Source organism: Janthinobacterium sp. LPB2021202312-11-4, assembly GCF_037049705.1.
In the GTDB taxonomy this organism is placed as follows: domain Bacteria; phylum Pseudomonadota; class Gammaproteobacteria; order Pseudomonadales; family Pseudomonadaceae; genus Aquipseudomonas.
The window spans coordinates 155,148-175,592 of the sequence record NZ_JBAGKV010000008.1 but is presented as its reverse complement, the minus strand read 5'-3'; the positions used below and the strand labels follow the sequence as shown (position 1 = coordinate 175,592).

Annotated in this window: 16 protein-coding genes; 6 read left to right on the top strand and 10 right to left on the bottom strand. The window is 62.2% G+C overall.

The features are described 5' to 3' along the window. Window positions 1–28: 28 nt before the first annotated feature. The 4 genes from V5E99_RS11485 to V5E99_RS11470 all read right to left on the bottom strand — a co-directional run bounded on the left by V5E99_RS11485 (window position 29) and on the right by V5E99_RS11470 (window position 2,877). Entirely contained in the window at window positions 29–592 is a 564-nt protein-coding gene (locus V5E99_RS11485) for a rhomboid family intramembrane serine protease (RefSeq protein WP_499802567.1), read from the bottom strand. Window positions 593–755: 163 nt separating this feature from the next. Further along, window positions 756–1,454, bottom strand: a complete 699-nt coding sequence (locus V5E99_RS11480; protein WP_499802566.1) for a PspA/IM30 family protein — start codon at window positions 1,452–1,454, stop codon at window positions 756–758. Window positions 1,455–1,478: 24 nt separating this feature from the next. Then, window positions 1,479–2,060 carry a YjfI family protein gene (locus V5E99_RS11475; protein ID WP_499802565.1) on the bottom strand — a complete coding sequence of 194 codons (582 nt, stop codon included), beginning with the start codon at window positions 2,058–2,060 and terminating at the stop codon, window positions 1,479–1,481. 268 nt (window positions 2,061–2,328) lie between these two features. Next, window positions 2,329–2,877, bottom strand: a complete 549-nt coding sequence (locus V5E99_RS11470; protein WP_499802564.1) for a cysteine hydrolase family protein — start codon at window positions 2,875–2,877, stop codon at window positions 2,329–2,331. Window positions 2,878–2,977: 100 nt separating this feature from the next. Between V5E99_RS11470 and V5E99_RS11465 the strand changes: the two genes are divergently transcribed. The 3 genes from V5E99_RS11465 (at window position 2,978) to V5E99_RS11455 (ending at window position 6,107) form a co-directional block, all read left to right on the top strand. Beyond that, entirely contained in the window at window positions 2,978–3,973 is a 996-nt protein-coding gene (locus V5E99_RS11465) for a GlxA family transcriptional regulator (protein ID WP_499802563.1), read from the top strand. A 276-nt stretch (window positions 3,974–4,249) separates the two neighbouring features. Further along, window positions 4,250–5,359: a DUF3182 family protein gene (locus tag V5E99_RS11460; RefSeq protein ID WP_499802562.1), complete on the top strand. Its 1,110-nt coding sequence runs from the start codon at window positions 4,250–4,252 to the stop codon at window positions 5,357–5,359. After that, the gene (locus tag V5E99_RS11455) at window positions 5,349–6,107 is read left to right on the top strand and encodes an alpha/beta hydrolase family protein (protein WP_499802561.1); all 759 of its coding nucleotides are present in this window, start codon (window positions 5,349–5,351) and stop codon (window positions 6,105–6,107) included. Before V5E99_RS11460 ends, V5E99_RS11455 begins: the two co-directional genes overlap by 11 nt. A gap of 92 nt (window positions 6,108–6,199) precedes the next feature. On the opposite strand, the gene V5E99_RS11450 is transcribed toward V5E99_RS11455, so the two are convergent. From V5E99_RS11450 to V5E99_RS11430, 5 genes are all read right to left on the bottom strand, one after another. Then, window positions 6,200–7,183, bottom strand: a complete 984-nt coding sequence (locus V5E99_RS11450; protein WP_499802560.1) for a lysylphosphatidylglycerol synthase domain-containing protein — start codon at window positions 7,181–7,183, stop codon at window positions 6,200–6,202. Continuing rightward, window positions 7,170–8,462 carry a cardiolipin synthase ClsB gene (clsB, locus tag V5E99_RS11445; protein WP_499802559.1) on the bottom strand — a complete coding sequence of 431 codons (1,293 nt, stop codon included), beginning with the start codon at window positions 8,460–8,462 and terminating at the stop codon, window positions 7,170–7,172. The genes V5E99_RS11450 and clsB overlap by 14 nt, the downstream gene beginning before the upstream one ends. Next, complete coding sequence (locus V5E99_RS11440; protein ID WP_499802558.1) at window positions 8,459–9,256, bottom strand: endonuclease/exonuclease/phosphatase family protein; 798 nt, start codon at window positions 9,254–9,256, stop codon at window positions 8,459–8,461. Before V5E99_RS11440 ends, clsB begins: the two co-directional genes overlap by 4 nt. After that, window positions 9,253–10,179 (bottom strand): DUF72 domain-containing protein, encoded by a 927-nt coding sequence (locus V5E99_RS11435; RefSeq protein ID WP_499802557.1) that lies wholly within the window; start codon window positions 10,177–10,179, stop codon window positions 9,253–9,255. The genes V5E99_RS11440 and V5E99_RS11435 overlap by 4 nt, the downstream gene beginning before the upstream one ends. A 185-nt stretch (window positions 10,180–10,364) precedes the next feature. After that, entirely contained in the window at window positions 10,365–11,567 is a 1,203-nt protein-coding gene (locus V5E99_RS11430) for an MFS transporter (protein ID WP_499802556.1), read from the bottom strand. Window positions 11,568–11,789: 222 nt separating this feature from the next. Between V5E99_RS11430 and V5E99_RS11425 the strand changes: the two genes are divergently transcribed. Next, the gene (locus V5E99_RS11425; RefSeq protein ID WP_499802555.1) at window positions 11,790–13,904 is read left to right on the top strand and encodes a mechanosensitive ion channel family protein; all 2,115 of its coding nucleotides are present in this window, start codon (window positions 11,790–11,792) and stop codon (window positions 13,902–13,904) included. Between the two features lie 100 nt (window positions 13,905–14,004). Here V5E99_RS11425 and V5E99_RS11420 read toward each other — a convergent pair whose 3' ends face one another. Then, a complete protein-coding gene (locus tag V5E99_RS11420; protein ID WP_499802554.1) occupies window positions 14,005–18,330 on the bottom strand; it encodes a DEAD/DEAH box helicase in 4,326 nt (1,441 codons plus the stop codon). A gap of 305 nt (window positions 18,331–18,635) precedes the next feature. Here V5E99_RS11420 and V5E99_RS11415 point away from each other — a divergent pair, with 305 nt between their 5' ends. Continuing rightward, entirely contained in the window at window positions 18,636–19,514 is an 879-nt protein-coding gene (locus V5E99_RS11415; RefSeq protein WP_499802553.1) for a sugar nucleotide-binding protein, read from the top strand. Then, the gene (gene pgnE / locus V5E99_RS11410) at window positions 19,507–20,436 is read left to right on the top strand and encodes a UDP-N-acetylglucosamine epimerase PgnE (RefSeq protein WP_499802552.1); all 930 of its coding nucleotides are present in this window, start codon (window positions 19,507–19,509) and stop codon (window positions 20,434–20,436) included. The genes V5E99_RS11415 and pgnE overlap by 8 nt, the downstream gene beginning before the upstream one ends. The last annotated feature ends 9 nt before the right edge of the window (window positions 20,437–20,445 follow it).

Genomic DNA, 20,445 nt, shown 5'->3' with positions numbered 1-20,445 from the left:
GCAATGCGCAGGCCCGAACCCTGAACGCTTACCGGGCGGCATTAAACCTGTTGCCGGGCGTCGAGAGAAGTACCTTGGCTGCAATAAATCCGGCGAAGGCACCGAAGATATGGCCTTCGAAGGAAACGCCCTGACGCGGAAGAAAGCCAAACACCAGGCCGCCATACAGTAGGGCGACGACTGCGGCGGTGATCAGATTGCCCCAACTGTGCTGGAACCAGGCGCGCGCCAGAATGTACGCCCACAGCCCGAACACCCAGCCGCTGGCGCCGATGTGTGAGCCGGAAAACCCGAACAGCCAGACCAGCAAGCCACCCAGGCCAATGATGATTGCGCTCACGGCGATAAAGCGGTTGAGCCCGTCGACAATGACCAGCGTACCGAGGATCAGAAAGGGAATCAGGTTGGCGCTCAGGTGCGCAAAGGAGGCGTGCAGAAACGGCGAAGTGAGGATGCCGACCAAGCCATGCAATGTTCGCGGAACCAGGCCAAATGCAACAAGGCTGTAGCCGGTCAGCGCATTGAGTACTTGCAGCGCGACCATGAAGATCGCCAGGCCTGCAATTGTCTTGAAACCCTTCAGGGCATCCATCCTTGACCTCGTCTCAACAAAAAACTAAACACCGCAACCCATGTGGGAGCGGGCTTGCTCGCGAAAGCGGTGTGTCAGGCAACATCGATGTCGACTGACACTCCGTCTTCGCGAGCAAGCCCGCTCCCACAGGTTCTGCGCCAGGCAATAGCGCAGGGCTGTGTTACTCCGCCGATTTTTGCTTCAGGCGTTCCAGAATCGCATTGGCGCTGCCCGTATCCGGGGTAATGCCGGCCTCGCGCAGTTTGCGTTCCAGATCGGTGCCGGTCGATGCGTCGGCCAGTTCGTCCTGGGCTTGCAGCTCAGCGGCGCGTTGCTGCTGCTTGGCTTGCAAACGGTTCAACGTACCGACGGCAGTTTCCAGCTTGCCGTTGGCGCCGCCACTGGCAATCGAAGCGCTGACCTGGGCTTTCTGCACGCTTTCGCGGGCCTTGGCCATGTCCACTTGCTGGCGCAGGCTTTTGATCCGGCTTTCGGCCTTGGTGATGTCTTTGCGCATGTTCTCCGCGTAACCGCCGAATTCGGTGGCCTGCTTTTGCTCGACATCCAGTTCATTGGTCAGGGTCGAAATGGCTTCGGCCACTTCCAGTGCCAGGTCTTCGCGGTTGGCCTGGATCGCGGCCATGGCCTTGGATTCCAGGTCCTTGATCTTGGCGTTGTACTCGGCCACACGATCAGCCGACAGCTTGTGCTTGGCCATGATGGTGACCAGCTCGCGCTTGGCGTTGGCCAGGGCGCTGTCCGCATCGCGGATTTCCTGGTCGAGGATGCGCAGGGCCTGTTGGTCAACGATCGATTCGCCGACTTCGTTGGCACCGCCACGCAGCGCGGTGAACAATTTGCTCCAGATGGACTGTGTCATTGGATATTCCCTGTTCCTGAAAAATTAATGGAAGAAACGTTCAAAGGCTTCGCTGGCGCGCTGCACGTTGTCGACGAGGGTTTTGACCTCGGTCACGACGTTGGTCAGGCTCGAATCGGAGCTCAGTGCACCGAACATGTTGTAGACGACCTGGCCGTTGGGCATCGACTCGATACCGATCGAGGACAGCGGGAACAGTTCACGGCTGCGCAGCACCGCATCGTTGAACGCCGGTACGTCCTTGATCGACTCGACGTCCACCAGCACGGTGTCGACGATGATCTGCTCACCCACCACCGCGATGTAAATCGGCAAGCCGCCGAAGTCGTTCATTTCCAGCTTGATGCTCGGCTCGGAACCCTGGACGAGGGACAGAGTGATGTCGTTCGAAACCACTTCATCAAGGGCCTGGAGGGCGCTGAAGAGGCGGTCGATGTTCCAGTTGTTACCTGCGCTCATGTAATTCTCCGACATGAATGAGCCAGCCAGGATCGGTTGGCGTAGCTGTTTCTCCATCTGCTTGAGCAGGCTTCGGTTTTCGGGAAGCACCCAAGTCTCGTGTTTCACATAACCGGCGGCACCCAGGCCCGCGCGCATCTGCTTCATGTAGAAGCTCGACGGTTTTTTCACGGACGGTTTCGAGCGCTCTCCTTTGCGGCTCGCTGTATCGGTATCAGGCTCGGCAGGCGGACCTGATGGAGAGCGGCTTTTCATGCTGGTGACTCCGTTGTGAAATCTCACGCGTGAGAAACCCTACAGTGATTATTGGTGGCTCTCAATAGCTCACGCGTGAGATTTTTACCAACGGAAACACAAAGGCCCGCAGCGCGAGATCGCTGCGGGCCTTTTTGTTTATCCAGTTGTTTCGGCGATGTCAGTTGGCGAGGAATTCGTCGGCAGACACCACACTGGCATAGGCGAAACCCAGCGACGACATAAACGCCGCGTGGACATGCGCCGCTGGCACCGTGACCCCGTTGAACTCCAGGTCACGAGTGGCACAGGCGTCGTGGATCACCGTCACGGTGTAGCCGAGGTCGGCGGCGGCGCGGGTGATGCCGTCGACGCACATGTGGCTCATGCTGCCGACGACCACCAGGTTTTCGATGCCTTGCTCATCGAGGATGGCCTCCAGTTCGGTTTCGCGGAACGAGTTGACGAAATGCTTGAGCACCACCGGCTCGTCGGCGCGGTTGAGAACTTTGGGGTGCAGCTTCGCGCCTTCGGAGCCCGGGGTGAAGAAGGGCGCGGCGTCGGAGGTGAATTCGTGGCGGATGTGCACCACCGGATCACCGGCCTCACGGAACGCCTGAATCAACCGGACCGCGTTGTCGGCGGCGGCCTCGGCACCGACCAGTGGCCACTTGCCTTGGGGGAAGTAGTCGTTCTGGATATCGACTACGATGAGCGCTTGCTTGGCCATGGGTGTTTCCTCGAACAGTGGGTTGTGTGTAACGAAGTATTGGCGTTGGCCGGCCCGCCGAGGATTGGCCGCACCGACAATAGAAGGGGGAAAACTGACAATGGACGTAGAAAGGGCAGTCGCCGAACTGGGCGTGTTGATCTATCCCGGCGCGCAGATGGCGGCGGTGCATGGGTTGACGGACCTGTTCGGGGTGGCCAACCGGATCGCCGCCGAGCATCAGGCGGCGCAATTGCCGTTGTTGCGGGTCAGTCATTGGCGCGCCGATGGCGATCAGTCCCCCGAACGGGTCTACGACAGCCATCCCGGCCCGGACAGTCCCTTGGTGGCGGTGATGATTCCACCGTCGATTGGCGGGTTCTCCGAGGGGCAGGCGCCCCAAGGGCTGATTCAGTGGCTGCGTCAGCAACATGCCCAAGGCGCGACGTTGGGCGGCGTGTGCGTGGGCTCGATCCTGCTGGCCGAAAGCGGTTTGCTCGACGGTCGCAGCGCCACCACCCACTGGACCTCCGCCAAAACCTTTGCCGAACGTTACCCGACGATCCAGCTCAAGGCCGACACGCCCATCGTCGATGACGGCGACCTGATCACCACCGCCGGGCTGATGGCCTGGTCCGAACTGGGCCTGCGCATGGTCGATCGCTTGCTCGGGCCGAGCATCGCCAGTGGCACCGCACGGTTTCTGGTGGTGGAGCACAGCGACAGCGCGAGCCAGTGCGGCAGCAACTTTGCGCCGATCCTCAGTCATGGCGACGGGGCGATTCTCAAGGTCCAGCATTGGCTGCAAAGCACCGGGGCGACTGATGTGTCGCTGACCGCCATGGCCGAGCGGGCAGGGCTGGAAGAACGCACCTTCCTGCGCCGATTCCGCGCCGCAACCGGATTGAAACCCACCGAATACTGCCAGCACCTGCGGGTCGGCAAGGCCCGGGAAATGCTTGAATTCACCAACGGCACCATCGACCACATCGCCTGGACCGTGGGCTATCAGGACCCGAGCGCGTTTCGCGCCACGTTCAGGAAAATCACCGGGCTGGCGCCGAGTGATTACCGGGCGCGGTTTGGTGTGACACCCCCCGTCGCGCAACCCCGCTAACCCGTAGGAGCAAAGCTTGCTCGCGATAGCGTCGGCACATCCAACATTGATCTGACCGTCAGACCGCCATCGCGAGCAAGCTATGCTCCTACAGAAGAGGATCGGCGTCGTGCAAAACGCGGGGTGCTTGACCTCGGTCGTGCAGAATAAAACAGGCTCAACGCCATCACCGTTTGAGCAAATAACTGATTTAACAGCCGTTTACTTTCAGCGCTCATTGGCCTGATCTCTGCACCCCTCAACCTACATTCATCAGCGCAGATTGAAGGGGGGCGCATGACCCCAACACATCGCAAAAAACTCGTTGTCGCCCACTCCGTGCGGCCCGAAGCCCCGCTGCACGAAGTCGAAACCAATCGCGCACTGGCCCGTTGGCTGGCGCAGATCCTCGGGCTCAAATACGGCGGCAGCTACGCGCCCGAACGCCACCGCGACCGTGACCTTTACCTGTTACCGACCCAAACCCTGGTGGGGGCGGCGGCCGCCCGGCAACTGGGGGTCAAAGGGCCGGAGGATTTGTGGGGGGGTTATGTCGACTACAATTTCATCTGCACCAAAGCCATTACCCATGGTTTGCTCAATCGCAATGCGTTTGCACCTGAAGGCTGGTCGCCGCTGTTTTCTGAACGGGTGCGCAGCGTCGTGCTCGATGGCCTCAGCGTGTTTTCCCTCGACGACGCCCGGCCAGCGGCGGAGCACTTGCTCTACAGCGGCCCGATCCGCCTCAAGCCTATTCACGCCTGCGCCGGACGCGGCCAGCAAGTGATCAGCAGCCTCGATCAGTTCGACGCCATCCTCGCCCGCCCCGACGCCGAACAACTGTTCAGCAATGGCGTGGTGCTGGAACAAGACCTCGATCAAGTCATCACCCACAGCGTCGGCCAGACGTTTATCGGCGAACACGTGTTGAGTTACTGCGGTGATCAATACTTGACTGAAGACAGCCTCGGCGAGCAGGTCTATGGCGGTTCGAACCTGTTGGTGGTGCAGGGCTACTACGAGGATCTGCTGAAACTGGAATTGCCCGAAGCGGTGCGTTTGGCCATCCGGCAAGCCCAGGTGTTCGACAGTGCGGCGGACGAGGCCTATCCCGGTTTTTACGCGTCCCGGCGCAATTACGACATCGCCCAGGGCCTGGACAGCGATGGCCAGCAACGCAGTGGCGTGCTGGAGCAGTCTTGGCGCATGGGCGGTGCCAGCAGCGCGGAAGTCGCGGCGTTGCAGAGCTTCGTCAACGACCCGGGGATGCGCGCGATTCGTGTGTCGTCGGTGGAGACCTACATCGATCAGCCGCTGCCGGCGGACGCCATCGAGGTGTATCGCGGGCCGGCGGAAAACGGCGACTTTCTTCTCAAGTACGTGACGGTCAACTCCTATGACGGCTAGAAGCGAAACTATTGAAATCGACATCGACGGCGAACAGATGACCGGGCATTTTCTCAGCCCCAAATCGAAAGTCCCGGGCGTGCTGTTTGTGCACGGCTGGGGCGGCAGTCAGGAACGGGATCTGGAGCGGGCCAAAGGCATCGCCGGTCTGGGTTGTGTCTGTTTGACCTTCGACCTGCGCGGGCACACCGGCGGCACCGGGCTTTCGTTGTCCAAAGTCACCCGCGAAGACAACCTGCGCGATCTGCTGGCGGCCTATGACCGCTTACTCGCGCACCCGGCCCTCGATACCTCGGCGATTGCCGTGGTCGGCACCAGTTATGGCGGTTACCTGGCGTCGATTCTCACCTCGTTGCGCCCGGTACGCTGGCTGGCGCTGCGGGTGCCGGCGCTGTACCGCGACGATCACTGGCACATGCCCAAGCGCGACTTGGACAAGGCCGATTTGCGCGACTATCGCGCCACGCTGGTGCGCGCCGACAGCAACCGCGCGTTGCACGCCTGTTCGCAATTCACCGGCGACGTGTTGCTGGTGGAATCGGAAACCGATGCCTACGTGCCGCACGCGACGATCATGAGTTACCGCGCCGCGTGCCAGCAGACGCACTCCCTGACTCACCGCATTATCGATGGCGCCGATCACGCCTTGAGCGACCCGGTTTCGCAGCAGGCCTACACCTCGATCCTCGTGGACTGGATCACGGAAATGGTGGTGGGGGAGCGGTTGAGCATTATTCAGTCTTCTTAAAAGATCAAAAGATCGCAGCCTTCGGCAGCTCCTACATTGAAATGCGTTCACCTGTAGGAGCTGCCGAAGGCTGCGATCTTTTGATCTTGCCTTTAACCCCGGGGTCTCTTCTCAATCCGCAACGCCTTCGCCTTAGCCTCCACCACCAAATACATCACCAACGTAATCAACAACGGCAAGATGAAATAAATCGCCCGATACGCCAGCAACCCCGCCACCAGACTCCCCCGCGAAGCCTCATGTTGCAGCAACGCCACGAACACCGCCTCCAGCACCCCAAGCCCCGCCGGAATGTGCGTAATCACCCCGGCAATCGCGCTGATCAACAACACCCCCAGCACCAGCGGATAGTCGAGCTTGCCCGGCAGCAAGGTGAAAATCACCGCCGCCATCAGCGACCAGTTCAACGCCCCGAGCGCCAGTTGCAACACGGCCATGCGCAGCGACGGCAGGTTGATTTCCACCCCGCGAATCGCCCATTCCCGGCGCTTGGAAAACCGGCACGCCGCCAGATAACCCGCGCTCACCAGCAGCAACACAACGCCGACCCCTTGCAACGCATCGCTGCTCAGCTTCCAGCCCGGTGGCATGCGCACCAGACCGCTGCTGAACACCGCGCCGGCAATCACCATGTAGCCAAACCAGTTGGTGGCCAGGCTCAGCCCGAGGATTTTCGCGATATTGCCCTTGCTCACCCCCAGTCGCGAATACAACCGATAACGCATGGCGATGCCGCCGACCCAGGCACTCAGGTTGAGGTTGAAGGCGTAGCTGATGACCCCCACCGGCAGGATCTGTTTCCAGGTCAGGTCCTGGCGAATGTAGGTGCGACCGATCAGGTCGAAGCAGGCGTACACCAGAAAACTCAGCAGCGTCAGCCCCGAGGCGATGATCAACGTGCGCACCTTGAAATCGGCCAGGGTGTCGAACACTTCGTTCCATTCGATGCGCTGGGCCAGCAGCGTGAACAGCACAATCAACGCGAGGAAAAACAGGACCGTCAGCGGTTTTTTCCAGCGACTCCAACGGGTTTTGCTTGGAGTTTCAGCGTGGGTTACTGCTTCAGAGTGGCTCATGAGGGTCACTCCCGACCGGATGGATGAACGCTTTGAGGCGCGGCTTGTGCGCCGGCAACCACCCGGCCCAGGCCGGAAAGTGCCGCAGGAAGTGGAACACCAGAAAGCCGACCGTCATGTGCCAGACCCGCCCGCGCGGGGCCTTGTCCGGCGACATGGCTTTGCAATGGTTGTTGCTCAAATCTTCAAGGCGCTCAAACAGCTCACGGTTGAAGGTGCGGTCGCGGATCAACACATTGGCTTCCAGGTTCATCGACAGACTCAGCGGGTCGAGATTGCTTGAACCGACGGTGCACCAATCCTCATCCACCAATGCGACTTTGCCGTGCAGCGGCCGGTCGCAATATTCGTGAATTTTCACGCCGGACTTGAGCAGGTAGTCATAGGTCATGCGCGCCGCCAGTTTGGCCACCAGCATGTCCGGCTGACCTTGCAGAATCAGCCGCACATCGACGCCACGGCGCGCGGCATTGCGGATCTCGCGCAGCAGGCGAAAACCGGGAAAGAAGTAGGCGTTGGCGATCACCACCCGGCGCTGGGCGCTGCGCAACGCCAGCCGGTAAACCTCTTCGATGTCGGTGCGATGGTCGCCGTTGTCGCGAAAGACCAGTCGAACCTGACCGTCATGGTCGCTGAACGCCAGTTCCGAGCGACGCTGACGCCGGCGTTGCCACCAATACTTGGCCCGGGCCGGGCGACCGCTTTGCAGCAGGGCGAAGTGATGAATGTCCGCCACCGCCGGGCCCTGGATTTCGACGGAATAATCCTGCTTGGCCTCGGGGCCGAAGTCGGCCAAATGGTCGGCGGAAAAGTTGATCCCGCCAAGGAACGCAATCGTGCCGTCGACCACCACGATTTTGCGGTGCAAGCGCCGAAACCAGTTGGTGCGAATCCCCAGGCGCTTGGGCGCCGGGTCGAACATCTGGATGTGCACGCCGGCCTTGTTCAAGTCGGCGAGAAAACCGGTGCTTAGTTCGCCGCAGCCAAACCCGTCGAGGCTGATGGTGGTGCGCACGCCGCGCTCGGCGGCTTCGATCAGGATCTGTTGCAGTTCATGGCCGACTTTGTCTTCGAACAGGATGAACGTCTCCAACAGGATTTCCGTCTGGGCCTGGCGCAGCACCTCGAACACTCGGGGAAAGAACGCCTCGCCATTTTCCAGCAGCTCGACCCGGTTGTTGCCGTGCCAGCCGTACTCGACCTCCACCGCTGCGGGCTCGCCCATCGGCGGCGCGGCAATCGGTTCCATGCTGGTTTTTTCCATCGACGGCAGGCTCATAGTTCTATCTCCACCGACAACGGTGCGTGGTCAGAAAGGTGCGACCAGGGCCGCGCCGCCAATACTTGCGGACGGCTGGCCTTGAGGTTGCGCACGTAGATGCGGTCCAGGCGCAGCACCGGCCAACGTGCAGGAAAACTGCGGGCCGGTTTGCCGTGGTGTTCGGCGAAGACTTCGCGCAAACCACAGGGTTTGAGTACGGCGTCGGCGCGCTGGCGCCAGTCGTTGAAGTCACCGGCGACCACCACCGGGGCGTCGTCCGGCAACTCATCGATGCGCTGGGCCAGCAATGTCAGCTGTGCGGTGCGGTGCGCGTCGTGCAGCCCGAGGTGGACGCAAATCGCATGCACTTCCTGGCCGTCACCGGGCAGGCGCAGTACGCAATGCAGCAGGCCACGGTTTTCGTGGCCGCTGATGGACACGTCGAGGTTGTCGTGGCGGATGATCTGGAATTTCGACAGCAACGCATTGCCGTGATCCCCTGCCGGGTACACCGCGTTGCGGCCGTAGGCGAACTGCGGCCACAAGGTGTCGGCGAGGAATTCGTATTGCGGCATCGTCGGCCAGTTGCTGTAGCGCTGCGGGTGCTGCTCGTGGGCGCCGTGGACCTCCTGCAAAAACACCACGTCGGCGGACACACTGCGCACCGCTTCGCGCAGCTCCGGCAGGATGAAGCGCCGGTTCAGCGCGGTAAAACCCTTGTGGGTGTTGACCGTCAGCACGGTGAAACGGCGCACCGTGGTGATGATCGGTTGCTGCTCGTCGGTGCTGCCGACCGGCTCGGGAATGTTCATGACAACACGCCTTCGGCAACCGGTTCGCCGGGGCGGGTGGCCAGGTCTTTATCGAGGTGGAAACGTTCGAGCAAGCGGCGGGCGTCGAAGGGCGCGCGGACTTTGACGTCATTGTCGAAGTAGCAGAAGACTTCCCGGGATTTGCGCACTTTGGGTTTTTGTCGCGGCGCGATCAAATGCGCATCGCTCGGTTGCTGGCCGTGATACCACGCCTCGATCCGGTCGCCCCAACGCTTTAGCGCCTCGGGCGTGTAGCCGCTGGCGTAGAGTTCTTCGGCACCGTGCAGGCGCAGGTAGACGAAATCGCTGGTGAGGTCTTCGCGGTGCGGCCATTTACCGGCAGTGTCGGCGATCACCAGGGCGGCGTTATACCGACGCAGCAAACGGGTGAAGGCCGGATCAACGAAGCTCTCGTTGCGAATTTCCACGGCATGGCGCAACGGTTTTTTTCCGTAGGCCTTGAGGCTGGCGTGGCCGTGCAGGTGTGCGTCGTGCTGGTGGGCGAGGGCGGCGGCTTGTTGGGTGGTGCGGGGCAATTGTTCGAGAAAGTGCTCGAATAATTCGGCGTCGAATTTGAAACTGGGCGGGAATTGCCAAAGGATCGGGCCGAGTTTTTCCTTGAGTTCCAGCACCCCTGAGGCGAAGAAGTTCGCCAGGGGCGTGTGGATGTCGCGCAGGCGTCTGATGTGGGTGATGAAACGCGGGGCTTTGACGCTGAACACGAAGCCCGGTGGGGTCTCGGCGTACCACTGGGCGTAACGTTCGGGCCGTTGCAGGGCGTAGAACGATCCATTGATTTCGATGCTGTTGACCGCCCGCGAGGCGAATTGCAATTCGCGCTTTTGGGTCAGCCCCTTCGGGTAAAAGTCCCCGCGCCACGGTGCGTAGCGCCAGCCAGAAATACCGATATGAATCGCTGTCATGAGTGTTCCCCGTCAAATGCCCTCCGTCTGTGGATGACTGTCGGGCAAACGAGAAAGTTTCCATGGGGCTACGGACGGTCAACCCACAACGCGTTGCACTGTAGGAGCTGCCGCAGGCTGCGATCTTTTGACTTTGCCTTTCAAGATCAAAAGATCGCAGCCTGCGGCAGCTCCTACAAAAGCAATCAGTGACCGGCGACGACCCGGGTCGAGCTTTCGGCGTAGACCGGTCCGAGGCGATCAAGGCGACCGCTCCACATCGTCAACGCGAGGGCCACCAACACCACCAGCCCACCAATCCACGCGGTGTGAATCAGCCCCATGTTGGCGACGATCAACCCGCCGCCCCACGCGCCCCCGGCGATCCCGAGGTTGAACGCCGCGATGTTCAGGCCCGATGCCACGTCCACCGCATTCGGGGTGTGATGCTCGGCCTGACGCACTACATACACCTGCAAACCCGGCACGTTGCCGAACGCAACCGCACCCCAGACCAGCACGGTAGCCAACGCCAGCCATGGATTGCTGGCGGTGAAGGTCAGCACAAACAGCACCGCAGCGAGCAGGGCGAAGATGATTTTCAACGCGCTGATCGGCCCGCGTTTGTCCGCCAGTTTGCCACCCCAGATGTTACCGACCGCCACCGAGATGCCGTACACCAGCAACACCAGGCTGACGGTGCTGGCGCTGAAACCGGAGATGTCCTGAAGAATCGGCGCCAGAAAAGTGAAGGCAATGAACGAACCGCCGTAACCGACCGCCGTCATGGCGTACACCAGCAACAGTCGCGGTTGTTTCAGCACTTGCAACTGTTCCAGCAAGGAAGCGGGTTTGCTGTGGGTAATGTTTTTCGGCACGTAGATCAGGCTGCCGATAAACGCGATCACCCCCAGCGCCGACACGGCGAGGAAGGTTTCACGCCAGCCGAAATGCTGACCGATGAACGTCCCCAACGGCACGCCAGTGACCAGTGCCACGGTCAGGCCGGTGAACATGATCGCAATCGCGCTGGCGGCTTTTTCCTTCGGCACCAGGCTGGTGGCGATGGTCGAACCAATCGAGAAAAACACCCCGTGGGCCAGGCCGGTGACGATCCGCGCAATGATCAGCGATTCGTAGCTCGGGGCTTTCCAGGCCAGCAGGTTGCCGAGGGTGAACAGCACCATCAACGACAACAGCAGCAATTTGCGCGGGACTTTGCCGGTGAGGGCGGTCAACACCGGCGCGCCGATGGCCACGCCCAGGGCGTAGAGGCTGACCAACAGGCCGGCGGACGGCAGGCTGACCCCGAGGTCGGCGCCGATGGTGGGTAACAGGCCAACGATGACGAACTCGGTCGTCCCGATGGCGAAGGCGCTGAGGGTCAGCGCGAGCAAGGCAATGGGCATGACGGCAACTCCGGTGGGTTATTTGATGGAGCGCAGTGTCGGGGTTTGGACCGTGCGGAAAAATACAGGGATGGGCATTTGATATTTGCCCACAAGTCAAATATCGACAGCACACCACGGCCCCTGTGGGAGTGTGGTGTTGGTTATCTCGCGGGCAAAACCGAACTTGCCCGGCATTTGCCGATCAGTTCCTTACAGACCCTGCTGAAGGAGCTCCGCGTTTTGTTTAAGATCAAGACCGCGATACTGCTGGGGGCGTTGCTGATTCTGGGCAGCGGCGAACTCGAAGCCGCCGCGCTGCCGGGCCCTCCCGCTGCCACTGCCGAGGCGCCGGCCGAACCTGAACCGCTGGTCCAGGGTGGTCTGCTCGGGGCCATCAGTTCCAGCATCGACGACGTGCAGGACAAACTCGACCTCAACGAAAACCTGGTGGACGCCTGGCGCCTGCGGGCGGACCGGGCGGCGGACGAAGTCGACAAACTGGTCAACCAGCCCTCGGCTCGGTCCGGCTGGAGCGTGGCCGGGGATTTCCTGATGCTGTCCGGCATCTGGCTCGGCACCTTCGCCTTGCTCACGGTGCTCGGCGGTCTGGCGGCCAAGCGCCTGATCCTCGGCCGTTGGCTGCGAACCCGCCAACGCAGCCAGGACCTGCTCGGTTACTTGATGCCCTACACGCTGCCAGCCCTCGCCAGCCTGCCACTGACCCTTTACGCCAGCCATTTCATGCAAGCTTCGGTGGGTCGGGCGCTGGCGCTGTGTTTTGCCTATGCCACCAGCAGCGGCATTTTTTCCACCTCGATGTTGTTGTGCGTGATTGTCATGTTCAACACCGGCCACAAGCGCCCGGCGGTGCAGATCATTCGCGACTACTGCCCGAAATGGCTGTTCCTGATCGGCTTCCTCGCGGCCCTCAGCGATGCACTGACCAGCCCGCAGATCGCTCGGCAACTGGGCGGCAACATCACCAGCAGCGTCGCGGTGTTCACCGGGTTGTTCGCCTCGATCATCTTCGGATACCTGGTGATTCGTTTAAGGCGCCCGGTGGCGCATCTGATCCGTAATCGCCCCTTGGCCCAACGCCTCAAACAACCATCGCTGCAAGAATCCCTGCGGATTTTTTCCGGGCTCTGGTACTGGCCGATCCTGTTGATGGTGATGGTCTCGGCAATCAACCTGATCGGCGTCGGCGAAGACAATCAAAAAGCCCTGCGCTGCGCGTTGTTCACCACGGTATTGCTGATTGCCACGGTGTTCCTGAGCACGATCCTCCAGCACCTGTTCAAGTCTCGAAAAGCCGAGCGAATCCAGCGCAGCAGTGCTTACAAGGAACGCTTTCTGAGCCTGTTGCACGCGTTGCTGCGGATCGTCATGGCGGTGGCGTTCATCGAAATCCTCGGGCGGATCTGGGGCATTTCGCTGTTTGAATTCGCCGAGCAGAACTCCATTGGCCGAGCGATCAGCGATTCGCTCAGCAGTATTGGCTTGATCTTCCTGGTGACCTGGCTGCTCTGGGTGGTGATGGACACGGCGATCCAGGAAGCGCTGAAACCCCCGGTCAGCAAACGCTCGGCGCGGCAACCGAGCACCCGGGTCAAAACCATCCTGCCGCTGCTGCGCAACGCGATCAAAATCATCCTGGTGGTGATCTGCGCGATTACGACGATGGCGAATCTGGGGATCAACGTCGCGCCACTGTTGGCGGGTGCCGGGGTGGTCGGCCTAGCCATCGGTTTCGGTTCGCAGCAACTGGTGCAGGACGTGATCACCGGGCTGTTCATCATCATCGAAGACACGCTGTCGATTGGCGACTGGGTGGTGCTCGATTCCGGCCACGCCGGCACCGTCGAAGGCCTGACCATCCGCACCCTGCGCCTGCGCGACGGCAAGGGGTTTGTGCATTCGGTGCCGTTCGGCCAGATCAAGGCTGTGACCAACCAATCGCGGCAGTTTGCCTATGCGTTTTTCTCGGTGCAGTTCACCTATGACACTGATGTGGACAAGGCGATTGAGCTGATCCGCGAGGCCGGGGATTCGATCCGCGACGATGCGTTTCTCAAGTACAACCTGCAAGGGCCGCTCGATGTCTTTGGCGTCGACAAAATGGACCTTAACGGCGTGGTGCTGACGGCGCAGTTCCGCACGGTGTCGGGCGGGCAATACGCGGTGAGCCGGGCGTTTAACCAGCGTTTGAAAAAGCTTGTGGATAACAGCCCGTGGGTGCACTTCGCGCAGACTTATCCACAGCAGGTTTTGATGCCTCGGCAGCCGATGGCTCATCAAGAAGATGAGCCGGACAATTCACCGGTGTTGCTGCCGGATCAGCCGCGTACCCAATAAAAACACCACCCTCCGTAGGAGCGAGGCTTGCCCGCGAAGAGGCCGTTACAGGCAATAGAGATGTCGACTGACAGATCGCTTTCGCGGGCAAGCCTCGCTCCTACAATGGGTAGTGGCGAGTCAGCTTGGTGTGCAATTCGATGGATGCCGGCGGCTCCAGCTCCACCCAAAAAATCTGCTTGCCCGCAATCTCGGCAGCGGCCGGCAACCCATCCCGATACACCAGCCGATTACTCGCCAGCGCCGGCACCTTCACCCCCGGCAGTAACGTCCCGGCCAGGTTCAGCGGATCGACCCCGCACACCGCCACCAGACTCCCGTCATGGGGCCGGCGCCGTACTTCCCGCAGCAGGGGAATTGCTTCGGGCAGGGCAAATTGTTCCCCGGCCAAACCACTGACAAACCGCCCGCCGCGAATCTCCCCGCGAGCCTCCAGCCGATGAAACGTGCGCAGCAATTCACGCCAGCTCGGCAACCAATCCGCCTCCCGTTCCAGCAAACGCCAGAACACCACGCCGTAGCGGCGCAGCAAGGTCATGGCGATGTGTTCCAGGGTGTCGGCGGGCGTCGGTGCCGGGCGTTTGTCATCCACAACCGGTGCGGGCGGCCCGCGGCGCAGTAGGGCCCAGCGCCCGGCATCGTCCATGCCGCCGACAAACGCCCCACGCCCGCGACGACTGCTGCGTTGCTGGCGTTTGCTCGCTGGGGTGATCAATGCGCGCAGGCCGGCGAAGCTGTCGGCATTCACCAGCCCGGCGCCCACCAGTTCCTGCAAGGCGATTTCCAGTTCGGTGCGCAGCAGGTGCGCTTCATGAATCAGTTCATCGAAAAACAACGCGCCGTGCTGGCTCAGCGCCTCGAAGACTTTTTGCGTTTTGGGCGACAGTTCGCTGACCGGCGTCTGCTCGGTCAAGCCGCTCCACAACCCGACCTGACTGCGCGGCAGCAACAGAATCGGCGTACTGCGCAACGCCGTGCTGGTGCTTTTGTTGCGCGCGGTCAGGCGCGTCCACACCAGTTTGCCGCTGCGGCACAGGTCATCCAGCCAACTCGGCGAATAGTCCTTGAGCCGCGCCGGCAGAATGTCGCTGTCCCACGCCGAAGCGGCGGCGGGGTAGCCTTCGAACTGACTGACAATCGAAGGCAACACCGCGCTGCCCTGACCTTGGGTGGCGCTGGTCAAATGCTGCCAGTCGAACAGAAACCGCATGAAATCCTGCAACGCCACCGGCTCGATTTCCCGGCGCAGGCGCTTGACCGTGTAGCGATGAATCCGCGCCAGCAGGTGCCGTTCGCACCATTCTTCAACAGCGGCGGCGGGGCTGAATTGCCCGCGCAGCACATACCCTTCGCGCTCCAGATGCGCCAAGGCCTGAGTGACCTGATGCGTTGGTAAGCCCAGCGGCTCGGCAATCGCGCTGAGCGGCAACGGCCCAAACCCACTGAGCCGCGCGCGAATCACTTCCAGCACCGCGTCATCGGTGTCCCAGACTTCATCGAAACCGTGCAGCGCCTCCAGCGCAGGCAGCAAAATGGCCTGTGGATAAATCGCCCGCAGGCAGGTCAGCCGTTCCAGCGCCAGCCACAACGATTGTTCGGCGTTGATCTGCAAACGACTGGCGCGACCGCTGTCGGCCAGGGCATTCAACCAATCGAGCCAATACGGGTTCGCCCGTGCTTCGGCATCGCTGATGCACGCCAGGCTCATCAACGCCTCGTGCATTTCATCGACGCCGGTGGGCGCTGGCCAGGCTTCTTCGCGCACCGCTTGAATCGCCTCTGCGTCCAGCGCCCCTAGGTCATCGGTGGACTGCGGATCGCTCCAGCGCCGGTTGAGCACCGCTTGGGTGCGGCGTTCCTCCAGCGGTGCGTCGTCGAGAAAGGTGTAGGGCCGGGCGCTGAGAATTTCTGCGGCCAGCGGCGAAGGCGCGGGCAGGTCGCGGCTGATCAAGCGGACATCGCCACGTTCCATGCGTCGCAACAGCGCGAGCCAGCCTTCGGTGTCCATGGCTTCGTGCAGGCAATCGTCGAGGGTTTGTTCCACCAGCGGGTGCTCGGGCACTTCGCGTTCGCCGGCGAGGTTTTCCACGCAGGCAATTTGATCGGGGAACACGCTGGCGATCAGGTCTTCGCTTTTCATGCGCTGGATTTGCGGCGCGACTTTGCGCCCGCCGGTATAGCGCGGCAGCGCCAGGGCCACCCCGGCATTCCAGCGCCAGCGCACGCCGAACAGCGGCGCTTCGAGCACCGCTTGAATCAGCACGTGCTCGGCGCTGTTGCTGTGCAGGTAATGCCAGACATCATCGAGTTCAAAGCTGTGGCTGGTGGACAGCGACAGGACGATGGCGTCCTCGCTGGCGGCGGCCTGCAATTCGAAATTGAAGGTGCGGCAGAAGCGCTTGCGCAGGGCCAGGCCCCAGGCGCGGTTGATGCGGCTGCCGAACGGCGTATGGATGATCAGTTGGGTGCCGCCGGACTCATCGAAAAACCGCTCCATCAGCAATGTGTCCTGGGACGGCAGGGCGCCCAAGACCAGGCGCGCGCGGGCCAGGTATTCGACCAATTGCTCGGCGCTGGCGAGGTTCAGGCCCAGGGTCTCGGTCAGCCAGTCGATGGCCGGTTGCACGTTGCCGGGCGTGGCGCCGAGCCGTTCATCAAGCTGCGCTTGCAGGCGCGCCACGGCAAACGACAATTCTGCGCTGCGTCCCGGCGCTTCACCGAGCCAGAACGGAATGCTCGGCGGTTGGCCCTGGGCGTCTTCGACCCGAACCTTGCCGGTTTCAACGCGCAGGATTCGATAGGACGTGTTGCCGAGCTGGAAGACATCCCCGGCAATGCTTTCCACGGCGAAGTCTTCGTTGACGCTGCCGATGTTCAGCCCTTGGGGCTCCAGCACGACGCTGTAATCGGCGTTGTCCGGGATCGTCCCGCCGCTGGTGACGGCGGTCAGTTTGGCGCCGCGACGTCCGCGCAGGGTGCGGGTCACGGCGTCGCGGTGCAGGTAAGCGCTGCGCATGCCCTGGCGACCGTTGTAACCCTCGGCGAGCATGTGCAGCAGCGCCTGATAGTGTTTTTCGTCGAGGTCGGCGTAGGGCGAGGCCTGGCGAAACAGTGCCAGCAGCGCGTCTTCCTGCCATTCCTGGCAACTGACCTCGGCGATGATCTGTTGGGCCAGCACGTCCAGCGGCGCCACCGGGATCAACAAAGTGTCGAGTTCGCCCCGGCGCACGCAGTCGAGCAGCGCGGCGCATTCGATCAAATCGTCACGGGTGGTGGCGAACAACCGGCCCTTGGGCGTGCCGCCGACCTGGTGCCCGGACCGGCCGACCCGTTGCAGGAACCCGGCAATCGAGCGTGGCGAGGCGATCTGGCAAACCAGATCGACATCGCCGATATCAATCCCCAATTCCAGGGACGCCGTGGCGATCAGCACTTGCAGTTCGCCGCGCTTGAGCCGCTGTTCGGCGTCGAGGCGAAACTCTTTGGCCAGGCTGCCGTGATGCGCGGCGACGGCGTCTTTGCCCAGGCGTTCGCTCAAGTGCCGGCTCAGGCGTTCGGCCAGTCGTCGGGTGTTGACGAAAATCAGCGTGGTGCGGTGCTCGCGGGCGAGGGCGGCCAGGCGGTCGTAGACCAGTTCCCAGACGTCGTTGGCCATCACTGCCGAAAGTGGAACCGGCGGCACTTCGATGTCCAGATCCCGGGGGCGGGCGTGGCCGATGTCGATGATTTCGCAGGGCCGGTCGCGGCCGACGAGGAAGCGCGAGACCGCTTCGATGGGTTTTTGCGTGGCGGACAGGCCGATGCGCATCAGCGGTTCGGGACATAAGGCCTGCAAGCGCTCCAGGCTCAGGGCCAAGTGGCTGCCGCGTTTGCTGGCGGCGACGGCGTGGATTTCGTCGACGATCACCGTGCGCGTGGTGCCGAGCATTTTTCGCCCGGAGTCGGAACCGAGCAACACGTAAAGGGATTCCGGGGTGGTCACCAGAATGTGCGGCGCGGTCCTGCGCATGGCCGAGCGGTCTTTTTGCGGCGTGTCGCCGGTGCGCACGGCGGTGTTGATCTGCAATTCGGGCAGGCCCATGACGCGCAATTGCTCGGTGATCCCGGCCAACGGGTTTTGCAGGTTGATCTGGATGTCGTTGGACAGCGCTTTGAGCGGTGAAACGTAGACCACCAGGGTTTCGTCCGGCAGCACACCGTGATTGGCGAGGCCCTGGTGCACCAGGTCGTCGAGCACGGCGAGGAACGCGGTGAGGGTTTTGCCGGAACCGGTGGGTGCGGCGATCAAGGTCGAGCGGCGCTGGCGAATCAACGGCCACGCCCGGGCCTGGGCGGCGGTGACCGTCGGGAAGGTCTTGCTGAACCAGGCGCTGACGGCGGGGTGAAAGCCTGTCAGGGCGCTGTCGGCGGGGATGGGCAGGTTCATGAGCTAATTAATGCGGGCGGGCTGGGGAAGATGCAAGTACCGCTTGGAGTGTGTGGCGATCGGGCGACCGCCATCGCGGGCAAGCCTTGCTCCTACAGGGGTCGCGTGCCCTTGTAGGAGCGAGGCTTGCCCGCGATGAGGCCATCAGCCGCACTGCAAAATCCGGCGATCTACACTTTACGGATGACGGTTGCGCACTAAACCCGCAAAATGCAACGATTCCGGCAACTATCGACGACATCGCCTGCGGGCGCTGTCGATTAAGCCATCGTTCCAATCAGACTGGGCCTGCTGACTCTATGCGAATGCGCCTTATGTTACTGGGCGGCGGAAATGCCCTTGGGCAGGCGCTGATTCGCCTCGGTGCGGAGGAAGACATCGGTTTCCTCGCCCCCCGCCCACCACAAGACGGCTGGGATGCCGCGAGCCTGACGCAACTGCTCGACGACACCCGCCCGGACGCGTTGATCAACCTCGCCTACTACTTCGACTGGTTTCAGGCGGAGACGGTCAGCGAACAGCGTCTGGCTGGGCAGGAGCGTGCGGTCGAGCGCCTGGCCGAACTGTGCCAGCACCACAACATCGTTCTGCTGCAACCCTCAAGCTACCGGGTGTTCGACGGCTCCCGGGCCACGGCCTACAGCGAAAAAGACGAACCCGTGCCCTTGGGCCTGCGCGGTCAGGCCTTGTGGCGAATCGAGCAAAGCGTGCGCGCCACCTGCCCGCAACACGTGTTGTTGCGCTTCGGCTGGCTGCTCGACGACAGCCCCGACGGCACTCTCGGGCGTTTCCTCGCCCGGGCCGAAACCCCTGAAGAACTGCTGATGGCCGACGACCGGCGGGGCAACCCGACGCCGGTGGACGACGCGGCACGGGTGATCATTTCGGTGCTCAAGCAACTCGATTGCGCGGCGCCGCTGTGGGGCACCTACCATTACGCCGGACATGAGGCGACCACGCCGCTGGCATTAGGGCAGGCAATCATCACCGAAGCACGCAACCTGCATGAACTGGCCATCGAAGCGCCGACCGCCCAGGCCCACGCCGCCCGGCCCGACGCTGCCGAAGAACCGCAACACGCGGTGCTGGCCTGCAAGAAAATTCTGCACACCTTCGGGATCAAGCCCCGCGCCTGGCGCGCGGCGCTCCCGGGCTTACTGGATAGGTTTTATCGCCATGGCTGACGGCCCTGTTTTAATCACCGGCGGCGCCGGTTTCATTGGTTCGCACCTCACCGACGGCTTGCTCGCCCAAGGCCATTCGGTGCGGATTCTCGATGACCTGTCCACCGGCAAACGCAGCAACCTGCCGCTGGACAATCCCAAGGTCGAACTGATTGTGGGCGACGTTGCCGATGCGGCACTGGTCGCCCGCTCGATGCTCGGTTGCAGCGCGGTCGCGCACCTGGCGGCCGTGGCTTCGGTGCAGGCGTCGGTGGACGACCCGGTGAAGACGCACCAGAGCAATTTCATCGGCACCCTGAATGTCTGCGAGGCCATGCGCCAGGCTGGCGTCAAGCGGGTGCTGTTCGCCTCCAGCGCGGCGGTCTACGGCAACAACGGCGAAGGCGAGTCGATTGACGAAGAGACCGCCAAGGCCCCGCTGACGCCTTACGCCTCGGACAAACTGGCGGGTGAGTACTACCTCGACTTCTACCGCCGCCAGCATGGCTTGGAACCGGTGGTGTTCCGCTTCTTCAACATCTTCGGCCCGCGCCAGGACCCGTCCTCGCCGTATTCCGGGGTGATCAGCATTTTCAGCGAGCGCGCGCAGAAAGGTCTGCCGATCACCGTGTTTGGTGATGGCGAGCAGACCCGGGATTTTGTCTACGTCGAGGATCTGGTCGATCTGCTGGTGCAGGCGATCGAGAAACCCGAGGTGGAAGTCGGCGCGGTCAATGTGGGCTGGAATCAGGCCACTACGCTCAAGCAGATGCTTGAAGCGCTGGCCCAAGTGGTCGGCCAGTTACCGCCCATCACCTACGGCCCGGCGCGTTCCGGTGACATCCGCCACTCGCGGGCGAACAACCGGCGGTTGCTGGAGCGGTTTACTTACCCGCAGCAGACGCCGATGAGCATTGGTTTGGCGCGGTTGCTCGGCCGCTGAGTTTTTGCT